A 14,951-nucleotide genomic window follows, 5' to 3' on the forward strand; every position below is an offset into this window, starting at 1 on the left:
GCCATGACTTTTTCCATCGTGGGTCGCTGCGCCGAGACCGGCCAGCTGGGCATTGCCATCAGCTCCTCGAGCATTGCTGTCGGCGCGCGCTGCCCGTGGCTGCGGGCCGGTGTCGGCGCGGTGTCGAGCCAGAACATCACGCTGCCGGCCCTCGGCCCGCAGATCCTCGATGAACTGGCCAACGGCTCGGCGCCGCCCCAGGCGCTGGACCACTCATTGACCCGCAACGGCTACAGCCAATACCGCCAGGTCGCGGTGGTCGATGCCCACGGGCGCACGGCGGTGTTCAGCGGCAACCATGCCCTGGGTATCAACAACGCGGTGGCCGGTGAGCAATGCGTGGCGGCCGGCAACCTGCTGGCCAACAGCGGGGTGATCGAGGCGATGGTCGCGGCGTTCGAAAACAGCGAAGGCTGCCTCGCCACCCGGCTGATGAACGCCTTGCAGGCCGGCCAGGATGCCGGTGGCGAAGCCGGCGCGGTGCACTCGGCGGCGCTGTCGGTGGTCGGTGACCTGACCTGGCCGATGGTCGACCTGCGGGTGGATTGGGCCGATGAAAACCCGATTGGCGAATTGGGCAAACTGTGGGCCGCCTACGAACCGCAATTGCAGGACTACCTGACCCGCGCCCTCAATCCGACCCTGGCCCCCGCGTATGGAGTGCCCGGTGATGAGTGAGTTGCGCAGCCGCGCCATGCTCGCGCGGTTGATCGGGTTCGCCACGGTCAGCCGCGATTCGAATCTGGAGCTGATCGAGTTCGTGCGCGACTACCTGCACGGACTGGGCGTGGATTGCGAACTGATCTACAACGCCGAGCGGACCAAGGCCAATCTGTTGGCCACGGTCGGCCCGCGCGTGGCTGGCGGCATCGTGCTGTCCGGGCACACCGACGTGGTGCCGGTGGACGGCCAGGCGTGGACGGTCGAACCGTTCTGCCTGAGCGAGGCGGGCGGTAGGCTTTACGGCCGCGGCACGGCGGACATGAAGGGCTATCTGGCTTCTGTGCTGGCGGCGGTGCCGATGTTCCTCGCCAGCCCTTTGCGGCGCCCGGTGCATTTGGCGTTTTCCTATGACGAGGAAGTCGGTTGCCTCGGCGTGCGCGGCTTGCTCGACGTACTGCCGCAACGCATCCCGGCACCGGCCTTGTGCCTCATCGGCGAGCCGACCGAACTCAAGCCGGTGCTCGGTCACAAGGGCAAGCTGGCGATGCGTTGCCACGTGCGCGGCGCCGCCTGTCATTCCGCCTACGCGCCTTATGGGGTGAATGCCATCGAGCAGGCCGCGCGCCTGATCGGTCGGCTGGGCGACATCGGCGCCACCCTGGCCCGGCCGCAACTGCATGACAAGCGCTTCGACCCGGCGTTCTCGACCGTGCAGGTCGGAGTGATCCAGGGCGGTACGGCGCTGAACATCGTTCCAGCGGACTGCCGTTTCGATTTCGAGATCCGCGCCTTGCCGGACTTCGCCCCGCAAGTGGTCGTCGATGAGCTGCAGGACTACGCCGAACAGACGTTGCTGCCGGCCATGCAGGCCGTGGACACCGATACCGGCATCCGCTTTGAAAAAATCTCGGCCTATCCCGGCCTGGCGACACCCGCCAACAGCGCGGCGGCCCGCCTGATTGCCCGGCTGTGCGGCAGCGACGAGTTCAGCACCGTGGCCTTTGGCACCGAAGGCGGGCTGTTCGATCAGGCCGGCATTCCTTCGGTGGTCTGCGGTCCCGGCAGCATGGACCAGGGACACAAGCCCGATGAATTTGTCAGCGTTGATCAGATGGCGGCCTGCGACCGCTTGATGGATCGCCTGGCCGCGTACTTGAGTGAATCCGAACACCCATAACAACAACGGGCCGACAAGCCCCGAGGAAGCGATCCATGTCCAGATCCTTGCGTTGCAGTGTTCCGTTTGCCCTGGCGTTGTTGAGTGCCAGTGTGTGGGCGGCCCCCCAGGACCTCACCGTGATTTCCTTCGGTGGTGCTACCAAACAGGCCCAGGATAAGGCCTATTTCCAGCCCTTCAACGCCAGCGGCGCGGGCAACATCATCGCCGGTGAATACAACGGCGAGCTGTCGAAGATCAAGGCCATGGTCTCCGCCGGTCACATCAGTTGGGACGTGGTGGAAGTCGAAAGCCCCGAGCTGTTGCGCGGCTGCGAGGAGGGTCTGTTCGAGAAGCTCGATCAGGGACGCTTCGGTGATTCGGCGAACTTCGTGCCGGGTGCACTGACCGAGTGCGGTGTCGCAACCTATGTCTGGTCGATGGTCATGGCCTACGACCAGAGCAAACAGGCCAAGGCGCCGCAGTCCTGGGCCGACTTCTGGAATGTCGCCGACTTCCCGGGCAAGCGCGGCCTGCGCAAGAGCGCCAAGTACACCCTGGAAATCGCTTTGCTGGCGGACGGCGTCAAGGCGGACGACGTGTACAAGGTCTTGAAAACCCCGCAAGGTGTGACGCGGGCCTTTGCCAAGCTCGACCAGATCAAGCCGAACATCCAGTGGTGGGAGGCGGGCGCACAGCCGGCGCAATGGCTGGTGGCCGGGGACGTGGTGATGAGCGCCGCCTACAACGGGCGGATTGCCTCGGCGCAAAAGGAAGGCATGAAGCTGAGCATCGTCTGGCCGCAGAGCCTGTACGACCCGGAATACTGGGCGGTGGTCAAAGGCACGCCGAACAAGGCGCTGGCGGAAAACTTCATCGCATTTGCCAGCCAGCCGCAGACACAAAAGGTTTTCTCGGAAACCATCCCCTACGGGCCGGTGCATCGCCAGACCCTGCCATTGCTGCCCAAGGACGTGCAGGACCAACTGCCGACCGCCGAGGCCAACCTGGCCGGCGCCCGGGCCGTGGACGCGGAGTTCTGGGTCGACCATGGCGAGGAGCTTGAACAACGCTTCAATGCCTGGGCTGCGCGGTAACACAGGCTCCGCAGGCCCCCTGTGGGAGCGAGCCTGCTCGCGAAAGCGGTATTTCAGCCACATCGATGTTGGATGTGCCGCCGCCTTCGCGAGCAGGCTCGCTCCCACAAAAGCCTGGTGCCATACCTCGGGTTCAAGCTTTGCCGCCTTCGCGCAGTGGTGATGGTAGTCACTTAAAACACAGGACCCTGTGGGAGCGGGCTTGCTCGCGAAAGCGGTATGTCAGTCACATCGATGCTGGATGTGCAACCGTCTTCGCGAGCAAGCCCGCTCCCACAAAAAAGCCTGGTGCAATAACTCGGGTTCAAGCTTTGCGGCTTTCGCGCAGTGGTGATGGTAGTCAGTTAAAACGCAGGACCCTGTGGGAGCGAGCCTGCTCGCGATGAGGCCATCAGATCCAACATCGTCGTTGGTTGATACACCGCCATCGCGAGCAGGCTCGCTCCTACAGAAAACTGGGTGCAATACCTCGGGCGTGCCGGGTTGAAATGATTGTGTAATTCGGGATGGTCGTTTGTCGGGCGTATGGCTATGCTCAGCGAGTTTGCCAATCGCCAAATAATAACAACCACAGTGAAACCATGAGCCAATCAGACACGCGTGCGACTGTTCTAGCGCAGTATCCGGAAGACTCCCGCGAGGCCGCGGCGTTGCTCAAGCAGGCAGTGCCGCTGATGGTTCGTCACAACATTGCGCCCAACCCGGTGCACTACGCGCTCTGGTACACCTACAGCAAAGGCCAGGAGCCGGAGCTTAATCGGCACCTGGACCGGTTGGTCAACGACTTCGACTATTTCCCGCCGGAGTCGGCCACCAAACTGTTTCGCGAGTACATCATCCGCGATGAGCTGGCGGATGCCCGTTCCGGGCAACAGGACGCAATCAACCTGGTCGACGACATGGAGCGCGATGTTTCGCGCAGCGTGAAAGGTAACCAGAGCTTCCAGGCCAGCCTCGGCCAATACCTGCAGATGCTCGAAGAACCCGCCAGCGAGCGCTTGCCGAGCATCCTGATCCAGCTGCAACAGAGCACCCGGCTGATGCAGGGCCAGCAGGAACACTTCCTCGCTCAGTTGCAGTCGGCGCAGCATGAAATCAAAAGCCTGCGGGACAAACTGGAGCGCGCCCAACTGGCGGCGACTCTCGATGGCCTGACCGAATTGCTCAACCGCACCACCTTCAACCGCCAGCTTGAGCAGGCCATGGGCAACGTGGCGACGGGCGTGGCGCTGGTGATGCTGGATATCGACCACTTCAAGCAATTCAACGACCAGTACGGCCATCCCTTGGGCGACCGCGTGCTGCAGCATGTCGCCCGGGTGTTGCGCGATTCGCTGCCCGGCGAAGCGTTCGCGGCGCGTTATGGCGGCGAGGAGTTTTGCGTGGTGCTCAAGGACTGCCCGGACCTGGCCGCCGCAGGCGCTTTTGCCGAGCGCCTGCGCCTGAAAGTCCAGGCGCTGCGGGTCAAGGCCCGGGGCACCGACACCGTGCTGGACACCATCACCGCGTCGTTCGGCGTGGCCCACGCACACCCCGGCGACACGCCGGAAAGCCTGCTGACCCGTGCCGACGATGCGCTGTATCAGGCCAAGCGCAACGGACGTAATCAGGTACGTTAGCCGAGGATGAAATAGACCTTGCGCACCGTCGTGAGGTTTTCCCAGGTGCCGTTGAATCCGCTGGCGACCACGAAGGAGTCACCGGGGCCGAACGTGCGCGCGACGCCCTCGGCATCGGTCAGGCGTACGCTGCCTTCGAGGATGTGACACAGCTCGTCGTAATCGCACTGGCATCGCTCCCGGTGCGGTCCCGCCTCCCAGATGCCGGCCACGGCGTTTTTCCCGGACTGTACAAAGTGCCGCCAACTCTTGCTGCGATAAGGCGCGTCGACCACGGCCGGGTCGTTGATTTCCGTTTCACGGGGGGCAAGGTCGCTGGCGAAGTCGATGACGTGCCGGGGCAGGGCTGTGGACATGGTGGTCTCCGGATCAGGAATCGAAACCGATGCCAAAGGCATCGAAGGTCTTGAGCAGCAGGTCGCGGTGACCGTCGCGGTCTTCGCGCGCCAGTGAACGCTGGGCCAGTTTCACGCCGACATAACGCAAGGGTTCGGGCGGAAAGCGGAACGGCGCCTTGGAAGTCATCAGCAGCTCGGTGCGTTCGGTGCGCTCGCCGGCCAGCAGGTCGAGCATGTTCAGCGCGGCGAAGCGGCTGGCGGACACCCCTTGCCCGGTGAAGCCCAGGGCATAGGCGACGCGGCCCTGGTGCTCGCAGCCGGTGAACATCGTGGTGCGCGCGGAGGTGTCGATGATGCCGCCCCAGGCATGGCTGAAACGCACGTCGCCCAATGCCCGGAAGGTCTGTTGAAACTGCTCGGCCAGGCGCTGGAAGCTTTGCGGGCGCTGGGTCAGGGCTTCGTCGCGGCGCCCGCCAAAATGGTAGATGGCATCAAAGCCGGCCCAGAGAATGCGGTTGTCGGCGGTCTTGCGCAGGTAGTGGAACTGGTTGCCGGCGTCGGCGATGCCGTAGCGGCCGGTCCAGCCGATGGCTTGCAGCTGCGCATCGCTCAAGGGTTCGCTGACCAGGCTGTAGTCGTAGACCGGGATCACGCTCGATGCCAGATGGCCGAGCAGCGGCGGGGCGATGTTGGTGGCGAGGGCGATTTTTCCAGCGGTCACTTCGCCGTGAGCGGTTCGCAAGTGAAGATTGTCGTTGTTGGCTTGCAGTTGCAGGACCGGGCTGTTTTCGAACAGTTGAATGCCTTGCTCAAGGCAAACGCGGCGCAATTCAGCGGCCATTTTCGCCGGGTTGAGCAGGGCGTAGTTGGGCTCGAACAGGCCGGCCACATACGCCGGTGAATCAAGCTTGCGTGCCAGGTCGCCGCCTTCCAGCCACTGGCAGTCGATGCCGAATCGCGCATAGTTACGCTGCATCGAGCGCAGCCCGTCGACCTGCCACGGCCGGCTGGCGACGTTGAGTTTGCCCTGGCGTTCGAACTCGACGTGCATGCCAAAGCGTTGCAGGTCGGCGGCCAGTGCATCGAGGTTCTGCCGGCCGAGTCGGATCAGTTGCTCCGCTTCATCCGGCCAACGCTTGAGGGCGTTGGAGACCCCATGGGAAATGCTCGGCGCGCAGAAACCGCCATTTCGCCCGCTGGCTTCACCGCCGCAGCGTCGCGCCTCGATGATCGCGATGCTCAGCCCGGGGTCGCGCTGGCGTGCCAGCAACGCCGTCCACAATCCGGTAAATCCACCGCCGACCACCGCCAGGTCGCACTGCACCGTGCCGGTGATGGAAGGTGCGGCGGGCGGCGGGGTGACGGTGTCCTGCCAGAAGGGATGGGGCAGGACGTGGTCGAGGGCATCGAGACGCGGTGGGGCATTCATGCTGAAACTCCGGCAGTGTGTCGGGCAGCGACGATTGCGTTCGGTTGCCCGACGGTTTTTGTTGTTTTGGCTAGAGGTCAAGAATGGCGCGGGCGGCAATGTCGGTGCCGCGGGTCGCCTGCATGCGCTCGCTGAACGTTTTGAGGCGTTGTTTCATCGCTTGGTCGGCCAGCAGCTGTTCGAGAGCGGCGGGCAGGGCGGCCAGGGGATCGGCAAAGCGCGGCAGGTAGCGGCCGACGCCGACTTCCTCGGCGCGGGCGGCGTTGTCGTGGCCGTCCCAGCAGTACGGAATGATCAGCGATGGCAGGCCGAAGTACAGCGCTTCGCAGAAGCTGTTGTTGCCACCGTGGTGGATGAACAACTGGCATTCCTTGAGTACCGCCGGCTGGGCAAACCAGCTGTCGAGGTACACGTTGTCCGGCACGGTGGTGTACATGTCGCGGTAGGCGCCGACGTTGACCAGGAAGCGGTACGGCAAGGTTTCGATTGTGCTGATCAGGCGCTTCATCATCCCGGTGTCGGCGGCACCGAGGCTGCCGAAACTGAGGTAGATCAGCGGCGCGTCGTTGTGCCGTGGAAAGTCCGGGACGATGTACGGCGCTTCGCGGCGCACGCAGCCGTCGAGGTACACGTAGCGTTGCGGATCGAGCGGTTGCTGGCGCTCATAGCGCACTGGCGTCGGTGACAACAGCAAATTGAGCCACGGCGAGTCGGTGAGGAACTGCCCCGCAGGGCACGGCGCCGTATTGTTGCCGAGGAGAAATTGCGAAAAGCGTTCATGGGCCGGTGCGACGGCCCTGAGGTACTGCTCGGTGTAGCGCTCGCAGGCCTGGGTGTCGCTGGCCAGGCATCCGGACAGGTAGGGTGGAACGGCCGCATCCGGCAGTTCGGTTTCGGCGCAGGACACCACCCGCACCCAGGGGCAACCGGCGTTGGCGATGGCCGGGAACATCACCACGTTGTCGAGCACGATCACGTCGGGCTTGAGGCGGCCAAGCAACTGCTGCAAGGGTTTTTCCGCTTCGATGGCGGTGTCGATGATGGCTTCCCAGGCCGGCGCCACGTAGCTGTCGATCTGCGCCAGCGGGGTCTGGTCGAAGTAGGGAATGCTGCGCTCGATGAAGCGCTCCCAGTAGTGCTGGTGTTCCGCCGCCGACAGCGGACTCACTTGCGGAATCGGGTACTCGTCGAAACCGTATTCGGCAAACAACCCCTGGAAATGTTCATGGCAGATGAACACCGGCCTGGCACCCAGTTCACGCAGCGACTGAGCGATACCAATGCAGTTCAAGGCCGCGCCGAAACTGGCTTCCGGAAACAGGGCGATCAGTTTTTGTTTTTGCATGGCGAGGGACTGTCCATGGCGGGTCAGACCCGCCGCTCCTGAAGGTGTTTTTGATGCTGTCTTATTTTCAAAAAAAAATCATCATGTTTTTGCGAGCCGGTTAGCGACGCCCGAACAGATGGCTTTGCGGGATGCCACGGTTGGCGGTTTGCGGGCGTTGCGCGGCGCTCAGGCGCAGGTGCAGGCGCAGCAGGTCGGCGGCGATCTCCATCTGCCCGCGTTCGATCTGCGCGATGATTTGCAGGTGTTCGCGCAGCGCTTCCTGCAGGCGGTGCACGCTCACCGAGGGCAGCAGGTTCGGCAGGCGCCGCAGGCCTTGATGCTGGAGCAGGGCGTCGCTGATGAAACGGTTGCCGCAGCTCTGGGCCAGCAGTTCGTGGAAGCTGATGTCCAGTTCGCGAAACTGTTGGATATCGAAATCTTCCACGGGGCGGGCGAGCAGGCTTTGCGTGGCGCTGCGCAGCAACGCAAGGCGTTGCGGGTCGGCGTTGAAGCTCGGGCTGAGCAAGGCCTCGGGTTCGAGAATCAGGCGGAATTTCAGGCTTTCTTCAAGGGCGGCGAGGCTGTTCAGCGACGGACGAAACAGCCAGGACTGGCCGGGGCCGCGCTCGATGGCCTGGCTCTCGCTCAATTGCTGCAGGGCTTTTTGTGCCGCCGGCCGGCCGATGTCGTAGCGGCGCATCAGTTCACTGATGCTGATGCTGTCGCCCAGGCGCCCGGCCATGCGGTCGCGCAGCACCGAGGCGGCCAGTTCTTCTTCCTCGGCTTGCGGCAGAGCGGCGTTGAAGGCCTGACCCGCCGGTGAGGCCAGCAAGCGGTAGCCCTTGCCGGCTTCGTGGCTCAGCAGGTTTTCTTCGAGTAGCACTTTCAGCGCGCCGCGAATGAGCGTGCGCGAGACCTGGAAGGTCCGGGCCAGGGCCTGTTCGGCCACCGGGTCGCCGGCCATCAGGCCACTTTCCTGGGTGTGCTCGAGGATGCGGCGGGCCAGTTCCAGGTGATTGGTGCGCGGTTTTTTTTCGGCTGTCGTGCTCAAGCGTCTTTTCTCGTTGTGATCCGCTGTCGGGCTCGGTTGCTCATCTTAAGTCATGCGCCGGCGAAGCGTCAGGCCGGAAAAAATGCGTTGACATCTTTTGATACTGGTCCTAATTTCTAAAAAAAAACACCAGTAATCGTTTCTCGTTTTGCCGTACTGCCTTCGAACACAACAATAAACAATCGTCGGGTGAGTATTTATGAGCAAGCTGAATGATCTTCTGTGCGTGGGATTGGCCGTTTCCCTGGCGATCGCTTCACAGGCTGCAAGTGCGAAAGACATGGTGATTTCCATCTGGGACGGCTACATGGCCCCGGATGCGCTGGAGAAGTTCAAGGCTGCCAGCGGTGTGGACGTCGACAAGGCGCTGCACGCCACCAACGAAGAAATCATGGGCAAGCTGATGGCCTCCGGTGGTGAAGGGTACGACGTGGTGTTCGTCTCCTCGCCTTTCGCCGAAGTCCTGCACAAACAGGGGCTGCTGGCGGACATCGATCCGGTCAAGGTCCCCAACCTGAAAAACCTCTACCCCGAAGCCACGCACCTGGAATATGACCAGGGCAATCGGTTCTCCGTGCCTTACACCTGGGGCACCACCGGTATCTGTTATCGCTCCGACAAGGTGACGCCGGCGCCACAGAGCTGGAACGAGCTGCTCAATCCGAGCGATGCCCTCAAGGGCAAGGTGACGATGCTCGCCACCGACCGCTGGATGCTCGGTGCCGGTTTCCTCGCCAAGGGTTGGTCGGTCAACGACAGCGACCCCGCGCAAATCGCCGCGGTTCGCGACCAACTGATCGCCACCAAGAAACGCATTCTCTCCTTCGACGACACTACCTTCTATTCCAAGCTGGCCTCCGGCGAATCGCTGATGGCCCACGCCTGGGACGGCTGGTGCAACTACGGCACCCAGGCCAACGCGGCGATCAAGTTCGTGGTGCCCAAGGAAGGCTCCGACCTGTGGGTGGACACCATGGTGGTGCTCAAGAGTTCGAAGCACCAGGACGAAGCCTTCAAGTTCATCAACTTCATGCTGGCCAGGGAAAACCACGCTTGGGTCGCTGAAAACATCCTCTACAAAGTCCCCAACCAGGCGGCCATGACCGGGTTGTCCGCGGACCTGCTCAAGCAATACCCCAATTTGACCATGACGCCGAGCGAGCTGGTGAAGATGGAGCAATTGCGTGACTTGGGCGGCACCACGCAAAAGGCCTACACCCGCGCCGTCACCGAAATCATGGCGGCGCAGAACTAACGCCACGTCGATCCGAGGCATGCCCGGCATGCCTCGCCACGCTCGCAAGCCGCCTCTGTCCTGAGGCGGGAGGATATGGGTAATGAGTGCTTTGCATGCTGACAGGCGTCTGTCGGCCTGGCTTCTTGCGCCCGGCTTTGGCTGGCTGCTGATGTTCCTGGTGATTCCGTGCCTGCTGGTGCTGGTCTACAGCTTCGTCGAACGCGGCGCGTATGGCGGCATCGACTGGTTGTTCACCTGGGAAAACTACCAGCGTGCGTTCGATCCGCTGTACCTGGGCATCCTGCTCAAGTCGGCCAAGATTGCCGGATTGGCCACACTGTTTGCTGTGCTCATTGGCTACCCGGCAGCTTATGCGATTGCTCGTGCGCCACGGCGGCGTCAGGCGGTGTACCTGTTTCTGGTGATGCTGCCGTTCTGGAGCAATTACCTGATCCGCACTTACGCCTGGATCGTCCTGCTCAACCGCGAAGGCCTGATCAACCGCCTGCTGCAAATGCTCGGCTACAGCGGCGAACCCATCAGCCTGCTGTACACCGAGTCGTCCGTGGTGCTGGGGCTGGTCTACAACTACATCCCCTTTGTGATCCTGGCGATTTTCTCGTCGCTGTCGCGGATCAACAACGAATTGTGGGACGCCTCGAAAGACCTCGGTGCCTCGGGCTGGATGACCTTCCGCCGGATCATCCTGCCGCTGAGCGTGCCGGGTATCGCGGCGGGCGCAGTGTTTGTCTTCGTGCTGAGCATCGGCAACTTCATCACTGCCGACCTGCTGGGCGGCAAGCAGGTGCAGATGGTCGGCAACCTGATCTATTCGCAGTTCCTCACGGCGCGGGACTGGCCGTTCGGTGCGGCGCTGAGCTTCTTCCTGATCGCGATCATGCTGATCCTGTTGTTCATCCAGGCACTGGTGGCCCGTCGTGCAGAAGGGGCGCGCTCATGAGTCAGCCACGTTCTGTCAGCGGCACTTTGCTGGGGTCACACCTGGGGCTGGTGTACGCCTTCCTTTATATACCGATCCTGGTGTTGATCCTGCTGTCGTTCAACAAGTCCGGCTTGCCCACCGCATGGGGTGGCGTATCGCTGAAGTGGTACGCGGCACTGGCGCACAACACGGCGATTCTGTCGGCGGCGCTCAACACCCTGGTCGTTGCCTTGTCGGCGACCTTCATTGCCTGCGTGCTCGGCACATTCCTGGCGCTGGGCATCGAGTTGCGCCGCAAGGGCAACGACAAAGGCCAGGTGGTCGACACCTTGCTGATGGCGCCGATGATCATTCCCGACATCGTGCTGGCGATTGCGCTGCTGAGCTTTTTCAACCTGCTCAAGGTCGGCCTGGGGCTGCACTCGATCATCATCAGCCACGCCGTGTTCAATATCGCCTTCGTCTGTGCGGTGGTGCGCACGCGGCTCAAGCACTTCGACTATTCGATCCTCGAAGCCTCGATCGACTTGGGGGCGAGCTGGCTCACCACGTTCCGCCGGGTGCTGCTGCCGGTGATTTTTCCCGGTGTGCTGGCCGGTGGATTGCTCTCGTTCACCCTGTCGGTGGACGAATTCATCATCGCCTTTTTCAACTCCGGCTCCGGCCAGGCCTCGACCACGTTGCCCATGCAGATCTACGCCATGATCCGCTTCGGCGTCACCCCGGAAATCAACGCTCTGGCGACGCTGGTGATGCTGGTCAGCATCACCGCGCTGCTGGCTTCGCAGCGTCTCAACAAGGCTCCTCGCACCCATGAATAATTCATCTGCGGTACTGATCCTGGATAAGGTCAGCAAGTCTTATGGCAACGGCCTGGCGGTCAACGAGGTGTCGCTGAGCATCCGCGAGAACGAGTTCTTCGCTCTGCTCGGGCCGTCCGGCTGTGGCAAGACCACGCTGCTGCGCATGCTCGCCGGTTTCGAGACCCCCAGCGGTGGCTGCATCTACCTGGACGGCAATGACATCTCGCCGCTGCCGGCCAACAAGCGTCCGCTGAACCTGATGTTCCAGTCCTACGCGCTGTTTCCCAACATGACCGTGCGCAAGAACATCGCCTACGGCCTGGAAATGGAGCGCCTGCCGGAAAGCGAAATCCGGCGCCGGGTCGATGAAGTGCTGAGCACCGCGCAACTGGGTGAGCTGGCCGAACGCAAACCCGATCAGCTTTCCGGCGGCCAGCGCCAGCGAGTGGCGCTGGCACGGGCATTGGTCAAACGCCCGCGAGTGTTGCTGCTCGACGAGCCCTTGGGCGCCCTCGACAAGAAACTCCGGGAAAAGATGCAGCTGGAACTCAAGCGCCTGCAACACGAGAGCGGCATCACGTTCATCATCGTCACCCACGACCAGGAAGAAGCCCTGGTGATGTCCGACCGCATGGCGGTGCTCGACGGCGGCAAGGTGTGCCAGTGCGGCAGCCCGACCGAACTCTACGAAAACCCAAACAGCCGTTTTGTCGCCAACTTCATCGGCGTCAGCAACCTGCTCGAAGGCGTGCGCTCGGGCCGGCACTCGGTACGGGTCAACGGCCAGGAGCTGAGCGTCGAAACCGACGCGCCGCTGGTGACCGGCCAAGCCGTCGCCGTGGTGGTGCGCCCCGAACGCCTGCAAGTGCTGACGGAGCAGGGCGGCGATTGCGCCAACCAGGTCAGCGGCAAGATCGTCGAAGTCGCCTACCACGGCCTCGACACCAACCTGCACGTGCAGACCCCCCTCAGCGATAAACCGCTGATCGTGCGCGTGCCGTCCTCACAGTTCGAATTCGCCCATTTTGCAATCGACACGACCATCCGGCTGGGCTGGCAGGCCCGGCATGCCCGCGTATTGACGCGCTGAACAATAAAAAGACCAGGCAGGAGCAGCACTCGATGAAACAGAAAGTGATCGCATTCTTCCCCGAAGCCGCCTACGGCCCGGCGCTGAACTCAGTGGGTATCGCCCAGGCCTGTGAAGCCCTGGGGCACAAAGCGGTGTTCCTCACCGACCCGGGCATGAGCGGTGTCTACGCCGGTTATGGTTTTGAAGAGCACATGGTCAACATGTCGGCGCCGATGCCGGCCGAAGAAATGGCCCGCTATTGGGTGGATTTCATCAACGGCCACATTCCGAATTTCCGCAAGTCGCCGCTGGAACAGATCGACAACTACGTCAAGGAATGCTGGGCGGCCATCGTCGAAACCGCCAAGTGGGCGCAAAAGGACCTGCCGGCGGTGCTGGACAAGGTCAGGCCCGACCTGATTTGCGTCGACAACGTGATCCTGTTCCCGGCGATCAAGCAATACGGCAAGCCGTGGGTGCGGATCATTTCCTGCTCGGAAAACGAGATCGAAGACCCGGATATCCCGCCGCACCTGTCGGGCATGAGCATCGACGACAAGGCCGGCCACGTGCAATTCCGCCAGCGTTTCGAGGAAGTGGTCGGGCCGATCCACGACGACTTCAACCAGTTCCTCCAGGCCCATGGCGAGCAGCCCTATCCGCTGGGCACATTCTTTGAAGCCTCGCCGTTCATGAACCTGTTGTTGTACCCGGATGCGGTCAAGTTCGACCGCCGCCATCCGCTGCCCGCCGAGCGTTTCCATTACCTGCAAGGTTGCGTGCGCCACGACACGCCGTACGAGATCCCTCAGTTCCGCGCCCACAACGACAAGCCGCTGCTGTACGCCAGTTTCGGCAGCCTCGGTTCCGGCGATGTCGAGCTGCTCAAACGCCTGATCGATGCAGTGGGCAAGCTGCCTTACCGGGCGCTGTTCAACGTCGGCGAACACCTCGACGAATACCCGGACCTGCCGGACAACGTGCAGATTTCCAACTGGTTCCCGCAGCCGTCGGTGATCGCCCAGGTCGACGCGGTGATCCACCACGGCGGCAACAACAGCTTCACCGAGTGCCTGTTCTTCGGCAAACCGGCGATCGTCATGTCCTACGTCTGGGACGGCCACGACAACGCCATGCGCGCCGAAGAAAGCGGCCACGGCTTCAAGCTCGATCGCTACGAATGGAGCGAAGAACAGCTCGCGGAAAAACTCCACGCGTGCCTCAACGATGAGGCGATGCGCCAACGCCTGCAGCGCACCAGCGCGCAAATGCAATCCCGCAAGGGGCCGCAAGACGCGGCCGCGATTCTTGACAAGGTGCTTAACGATGCCTGATTCATCCACCACGGCGGGTATCACGCCGTACCTCGAAGCCGTCAGCAGCCGCACCGACCTGGTGGACTGGGGCGTGCAGAGCGACGCCGTCGAAGGTGTCTCGCATTCCAGCGGCCGCTTGCTGTTCAAGGGCCCGAACAACAGTCCGGAAACCGGGTTGTGGGTGTGCACCCCCGGGCGCTGGCGGCTGTCGATTCCCCGGGACGAGCTGTGCCACTTCATCGCGGGGCACGCCACGTACCGTCATGACAACGGCGAAGTGATCGAGGTGCGCCCCAACACCCTGGTGCTGTTCCCGGCCGGCTGGACGGGCGAATGCAACGTCCGCGAAACCCTGCGCAACGTGTACATGCTGGCTTGAACCTGATGCTGAACGGTTAAAAGGCGAAACCTGTGGGAGCGAGCTTGCTCGCGATGGCGGCGGGTCAGTCAACGTTGATGTTGAATGTTATTGCGCCATCGCGAGCAAGCTCGCTCCCACAAGGATCGCGGTGTCTGATCGGCATTGGGCCAACGGACTTTTTTGGAGAAAAACAATGACTACCCCGTTTCTGTACGACCCGCTGAGCATCACTGACGTCAAGGATTGGGGCGTGATCCCGACCATGCTTGAAGGTGAGTCCCGTGTATCCGGCGTAGTGCTGCACAAAGGCCCCGAAGGCCAGTCCGAATGCGGTATCTGGATCTGCACCCCGGGCAAGTGGTTCTGCCATGTCACCAGCGACGAGTTCTGCCACTTTCTCGAAGGTCACTGCACTTACGTCCACGAGTCCGGCGAAGTGATCGAGATCAAGCCGGACACCGCCGCCTTCTTCGGCAAGGACTGGAAGGGTGTGTGCACCGTCCACGAGACCATCAAAAAGGTCTACATGATCCGGTGAT

The 14,951-nt window shown here is 62.5% G+C and carries 15 protein-coding genes; 11 read left to right on the forward strand and 4 right to left on the reverse strand.

The window, feature by feature from the left end; genetic code table 11:
• The first annotated feature begins 3 nt into the window (after positions 1-3).
• From AC3IT9_RS12220 to AC3IT9_RS12235, 4 genes are all read left to right on the forward strand, one after another.
• Positions 4-678, forward strand: coding sequence for a DUF1028 domain-containing protein (locus AC3IT9_RS12220; protein WP_489273216.1), 675 nt, complete (start codon positions 4-6; stop codon positions 676-678).
• Positions 671-1,840, forward strand: a complete 1,170-nt coding sequence (gene argE / locus AC3IT9_RS12225; RefSeq protein WP_489273218.1) for an acetylornithine deacetylase — start codon at positions 671-673, stop codon at positions 1,838-1,840. The genes AC3IT9_RS12220 and argE overlap by 8 nt, the downstream gene beginning before the upstream one ends.
• A gap of 35 nt (positions 1,841-1,875) precedes the next feature.
• On the forward strand, positions 1,876-2,916 hold the full coding sequence (locus AC3IT9_RS12230; protein ID WP_489273219.1) for an ABC transporter substrate-binding protein: 1,041 nt from the start codon (positions 1,876-1,878) through the stop codon (positions 2,914-2,916).
• A gap of 581 nt (positions 2,917-3,497) precedes the next feature.
• Positions 3,498-4,535: a GGDEF domain-containing protein gene (locus AC3IT9_RS12235; protein WP_489273220.1), complete on the forward strand. Its 1,038-nt coding sequence runs from the start codon at positions 3,498-3,500 to the stop codon at positions 4,533-4,535.
• On the opposite strand, the gene AC3IT9_RS12240 is transcribed toward AC3IT9_RS12235, so the two are convergent.
• The 4 genes from AC3IT9_RS12240 to AC3IT9_RS12255 all read right to left on the reverse strand — a co-directional run bounded on the left by AC3IT9_RS12240 (position 4,532) and on the right by AC3IT9_RS12255 (position 8,680).
• The gene (locus tag AC3IT9_RS12240; protein ID WP_489273221.1) at positions 4,532-4,891 is read right to left on the reverse strand and encodes a cupin domain-containing protein; all 360 of its coding nucleotides are present in this window, start codon (positions 4,889-4,891) and stop codon (positions 4,532-4,534) included. The two genes, AC3IT9_RS12235 and AC3IT9_RS12240, sit on opposite strands and share 4 nt — an antisense overlap.
• A gap of 13 nt (positions 4,892-4,904) precedes the next feature.
• On the reverse strand, positions 4,905-6,302 hold the full coding sequence (locus tag AC3IT9_RS12245) for an NAD(P)/FAD-dependent oxidoreductase (RefSeq protein WP_489273222.1): 1,398 nt from the start codon (positions 6,300-6,302) through the stop codon (positions 4,905-4,907).
• Between the two features lie 70 nt (positions 6,303-6,372).
• Positions 6,373-7,647, reverse strand: coding sequence for a nucleotide disphospho-sugar-binding domain-containing protein (locus tag AC3IT9_RS12250; protein WP_489273223.1), 1,275 nt, complete (start codon positions 7,645-7,647; stop codon positions 6,373-6,375).
• 100 nt (positions 7,648-7,747) lie between these two features.
• The gene (locus AC3IT9_RS12255) at positions 7,748-8,680 is read right to left on the reverse strand and encodes a GntR family transcriptional regulator (RefSeq protein ID WP_489273224.1); all 933 of its coding nucleotides are present in this window, start codon (positions 8,678-8,680) and stop codon (positions 7,748-7,750) included.
• Between the two features lie 199 nt (positions 8,681-8,879).
• On the opposite strand from AC3IT9_RS12255, the gene AC3IT9_RS12260 reads away from it, so the two are divergent.
• From AC3IT9_RS12260 to AC3IT9_RS12290, 7 genes are all read left to right on the forward strand, one after another.
• Entirely contained in the window at positions 8,880-9,935 is a 1,056-nt protein-coding gene (locus AC3IT9_RS12260; RefSeq protein WP_489273225.1) for a polyamine ABC transporter substrate-binding protein, read from the forward strand.
• An 82-nt stretch (positions 9,936-10,017) separates the two neighbouring features.
• Positions 10,018-10,878 (forward strand): ABC transporter permease, encoded by an 861-nt coding sequence (locus tag AC3IT9_RS12265; RefSeq protein WP_151214762.1) that lies wholly within the window; start codon positions 10,018-10,020, stop codon positions 10,876-10,878.
• Positions 10,875-11,681: an ABC transporter permease gene (locus tag AC3IT9_RS12270; protein WP_489273226.1), complete on the forward strand. Its 807-nt coding sequence runs from the start codon at positions 10,875-10,877 to the stop codon at positions 11,679-11,681. The genes AC3IT9_RS12265 and AC3IT9_RS12270 overlap by 4 nt, the downstream gene beginning before the upstream one ends.
• On the forward strand, positions 11,674-12,753 hold the full coding sequence (locus AC3IT9_RS12275; RefSeq protein WP_150759212.1) for an ABC transporter ATP-binding protein: 1,080 nt from the start codon (positions 11,674-11,676) through the stop codon (positions 12,751-12,753). The genes AC3IT9_RS12270 and AC3IT9_RS12275 overlap by 8 nt, the downstream gene beginning before the upstream one ends.
• Positions 12,754-12,785: 32 nt before the next feature.
• Complete coding sequence (locus AC3IT9_RS12280) at positions 12,786-14,069, forward strand: nucleotide disphospho-sugar-binding domain-containing protein (RefSeq protein ID WP_489273227.1); 1,284 nt, start codon at positions 12,786-12,788, stop codon at positions 14,067-14,069.
• The gene (locus tag AC3IT9_RS12285) at positions 14,062-14,430 is read left to right on the forward strand and encodes a cupin domain-containing protein (protein WP_489273228.1); all 369 of its coding nucleotides are present in this window, start codon (positions 14,062-14,064) and stop codon (positions 14,428-14,430) included. The genes AC3IT9_RS12280 and AC3IT9_RS12285 overlap by 8 nt, the downstream gene beginning before the upstream one ends.
• A 175-nt stretch (positions 14,431-14,605) precedes the next feature.
• Positions 14,606-14,950: a cupin domain-containing protein gene (locus AC3IT9_RS12290; protein ID WP_489273229.1), complete on the forward strand. Its 345-nt coding sequence runs from the start codon at positions 14,606-14,608 to the stop codon at positions 14,948-14,950.
• Position 14,951: the final 1 nt, after the last annotated feature.

It is taken from the genome of Pseudomonas sp. KH_046_1 (assembly GCF_057839025.1).

Excerpts from the sequence above, each read along its gene's own strand:
- AC3IT9_RS12220 (WP_489273216.1), top strand. The coding sequence starts at position 4 with ATGACTTTTTCCATCGTGGGTCGCTGCGCCGAGACCGGCCAGCTGGGC.
- argE (WP_489273218.1), top strand. The coding sequence starts at position 671 with ATGAGTGAGTTGCGCAGCCGCGCCATGCTCGCGCGGTTGATCGGGTTC.
- AC3IT9_RS12230 (WP_489273219.1), top strand. The coding sequence starts at position 1,876 with ATGTCCAGATCCTTGCGTTGCAGTGTTCCGTTTGCCCTGGCGTTGTTG.
- AC3IT9_RS12235 (WP_489273220.1), top strand. The coding sequence starts at position 3,498 with ATGAGCCAATCAGACACGCGTGCGACTGTTCTAGCGCAGTATCCGGAA.
- AC3IT9_RS12240 (WP_489273221.1), bottom strand. The coding sequence starts at position 4,891 with ATGTCCACAGCCCTGCCCCGGCACGTCATCGACTTCGCCAGCGACCTT.
- AC3IT9_RS12245 (WP_489273222.1), bottom strand. The coding sequence starts at position 6,302 with ATGAATGCCCCACCGCGTCTCGATGCCCTCGACCACGTCCTGCCCCAT.
- AC3IT9_RS12250 (WP_489273223.1), bottom strand. The coding sequence starts at position 7,647 with ATGCAAAAACAAAAACTGATCGCCCTGTTTCCGGAAGCCAGTTTCGGC.
- AC3IT9_RS12260 (WP_489273225.1), top strand. The coding sequence starts at position 8,880 with ATGAGCAAGCTGAATGATCTTCTGTGCGTGGGATTGGCCGTTTCCCTG.
- AC3IT9_RS12265 (WP_151214762.1), top strand. The coding sequence starts at position 10,018 with ATGAGTGCTTTGCATGCTGACAGGCGTCTGTCGGCCTGGCTTCTTGCG.
- AC3IT9_RS12270 (WP_489273226.1), top strand. The coding sequence starts at position 10,875 with ATGAGTCAGCCACGTTCTGTCAGCGGCACTTTGCTGGGGTCACACCTG.
- AC3IT9_RS12275 (WP_150759212.1), top strand. The coding sequence starts at position 11,674 with ATGAATAATTCATCTGCGGTACTGATCCTGGATAAGGTCAGCAAGTCT.
- AC3IT9_RS12280 (WP_489273227.1), top strand. The coding sequence starts at position 12,786 with ATGAAACAGAAAGTGATCGCATTCTTCCCCGAAGCCGCCTACGGCCCG.
- AC3IT9_RS12285 (WP_489273228.1), top strand. The coding sequence starts at position 14,062 with ATGCCTGATTCATCCACCACGGCGGGTATCACGCCGTACCTCGAAGCC.
- AC3IT9_RS12290 (WP_489273229.1), top strand. The coding sequence starts at position 14,606 with ATGACTACCCCGTTTCTGTACGACCCGCTGAGCATCACTGACGTCAAG.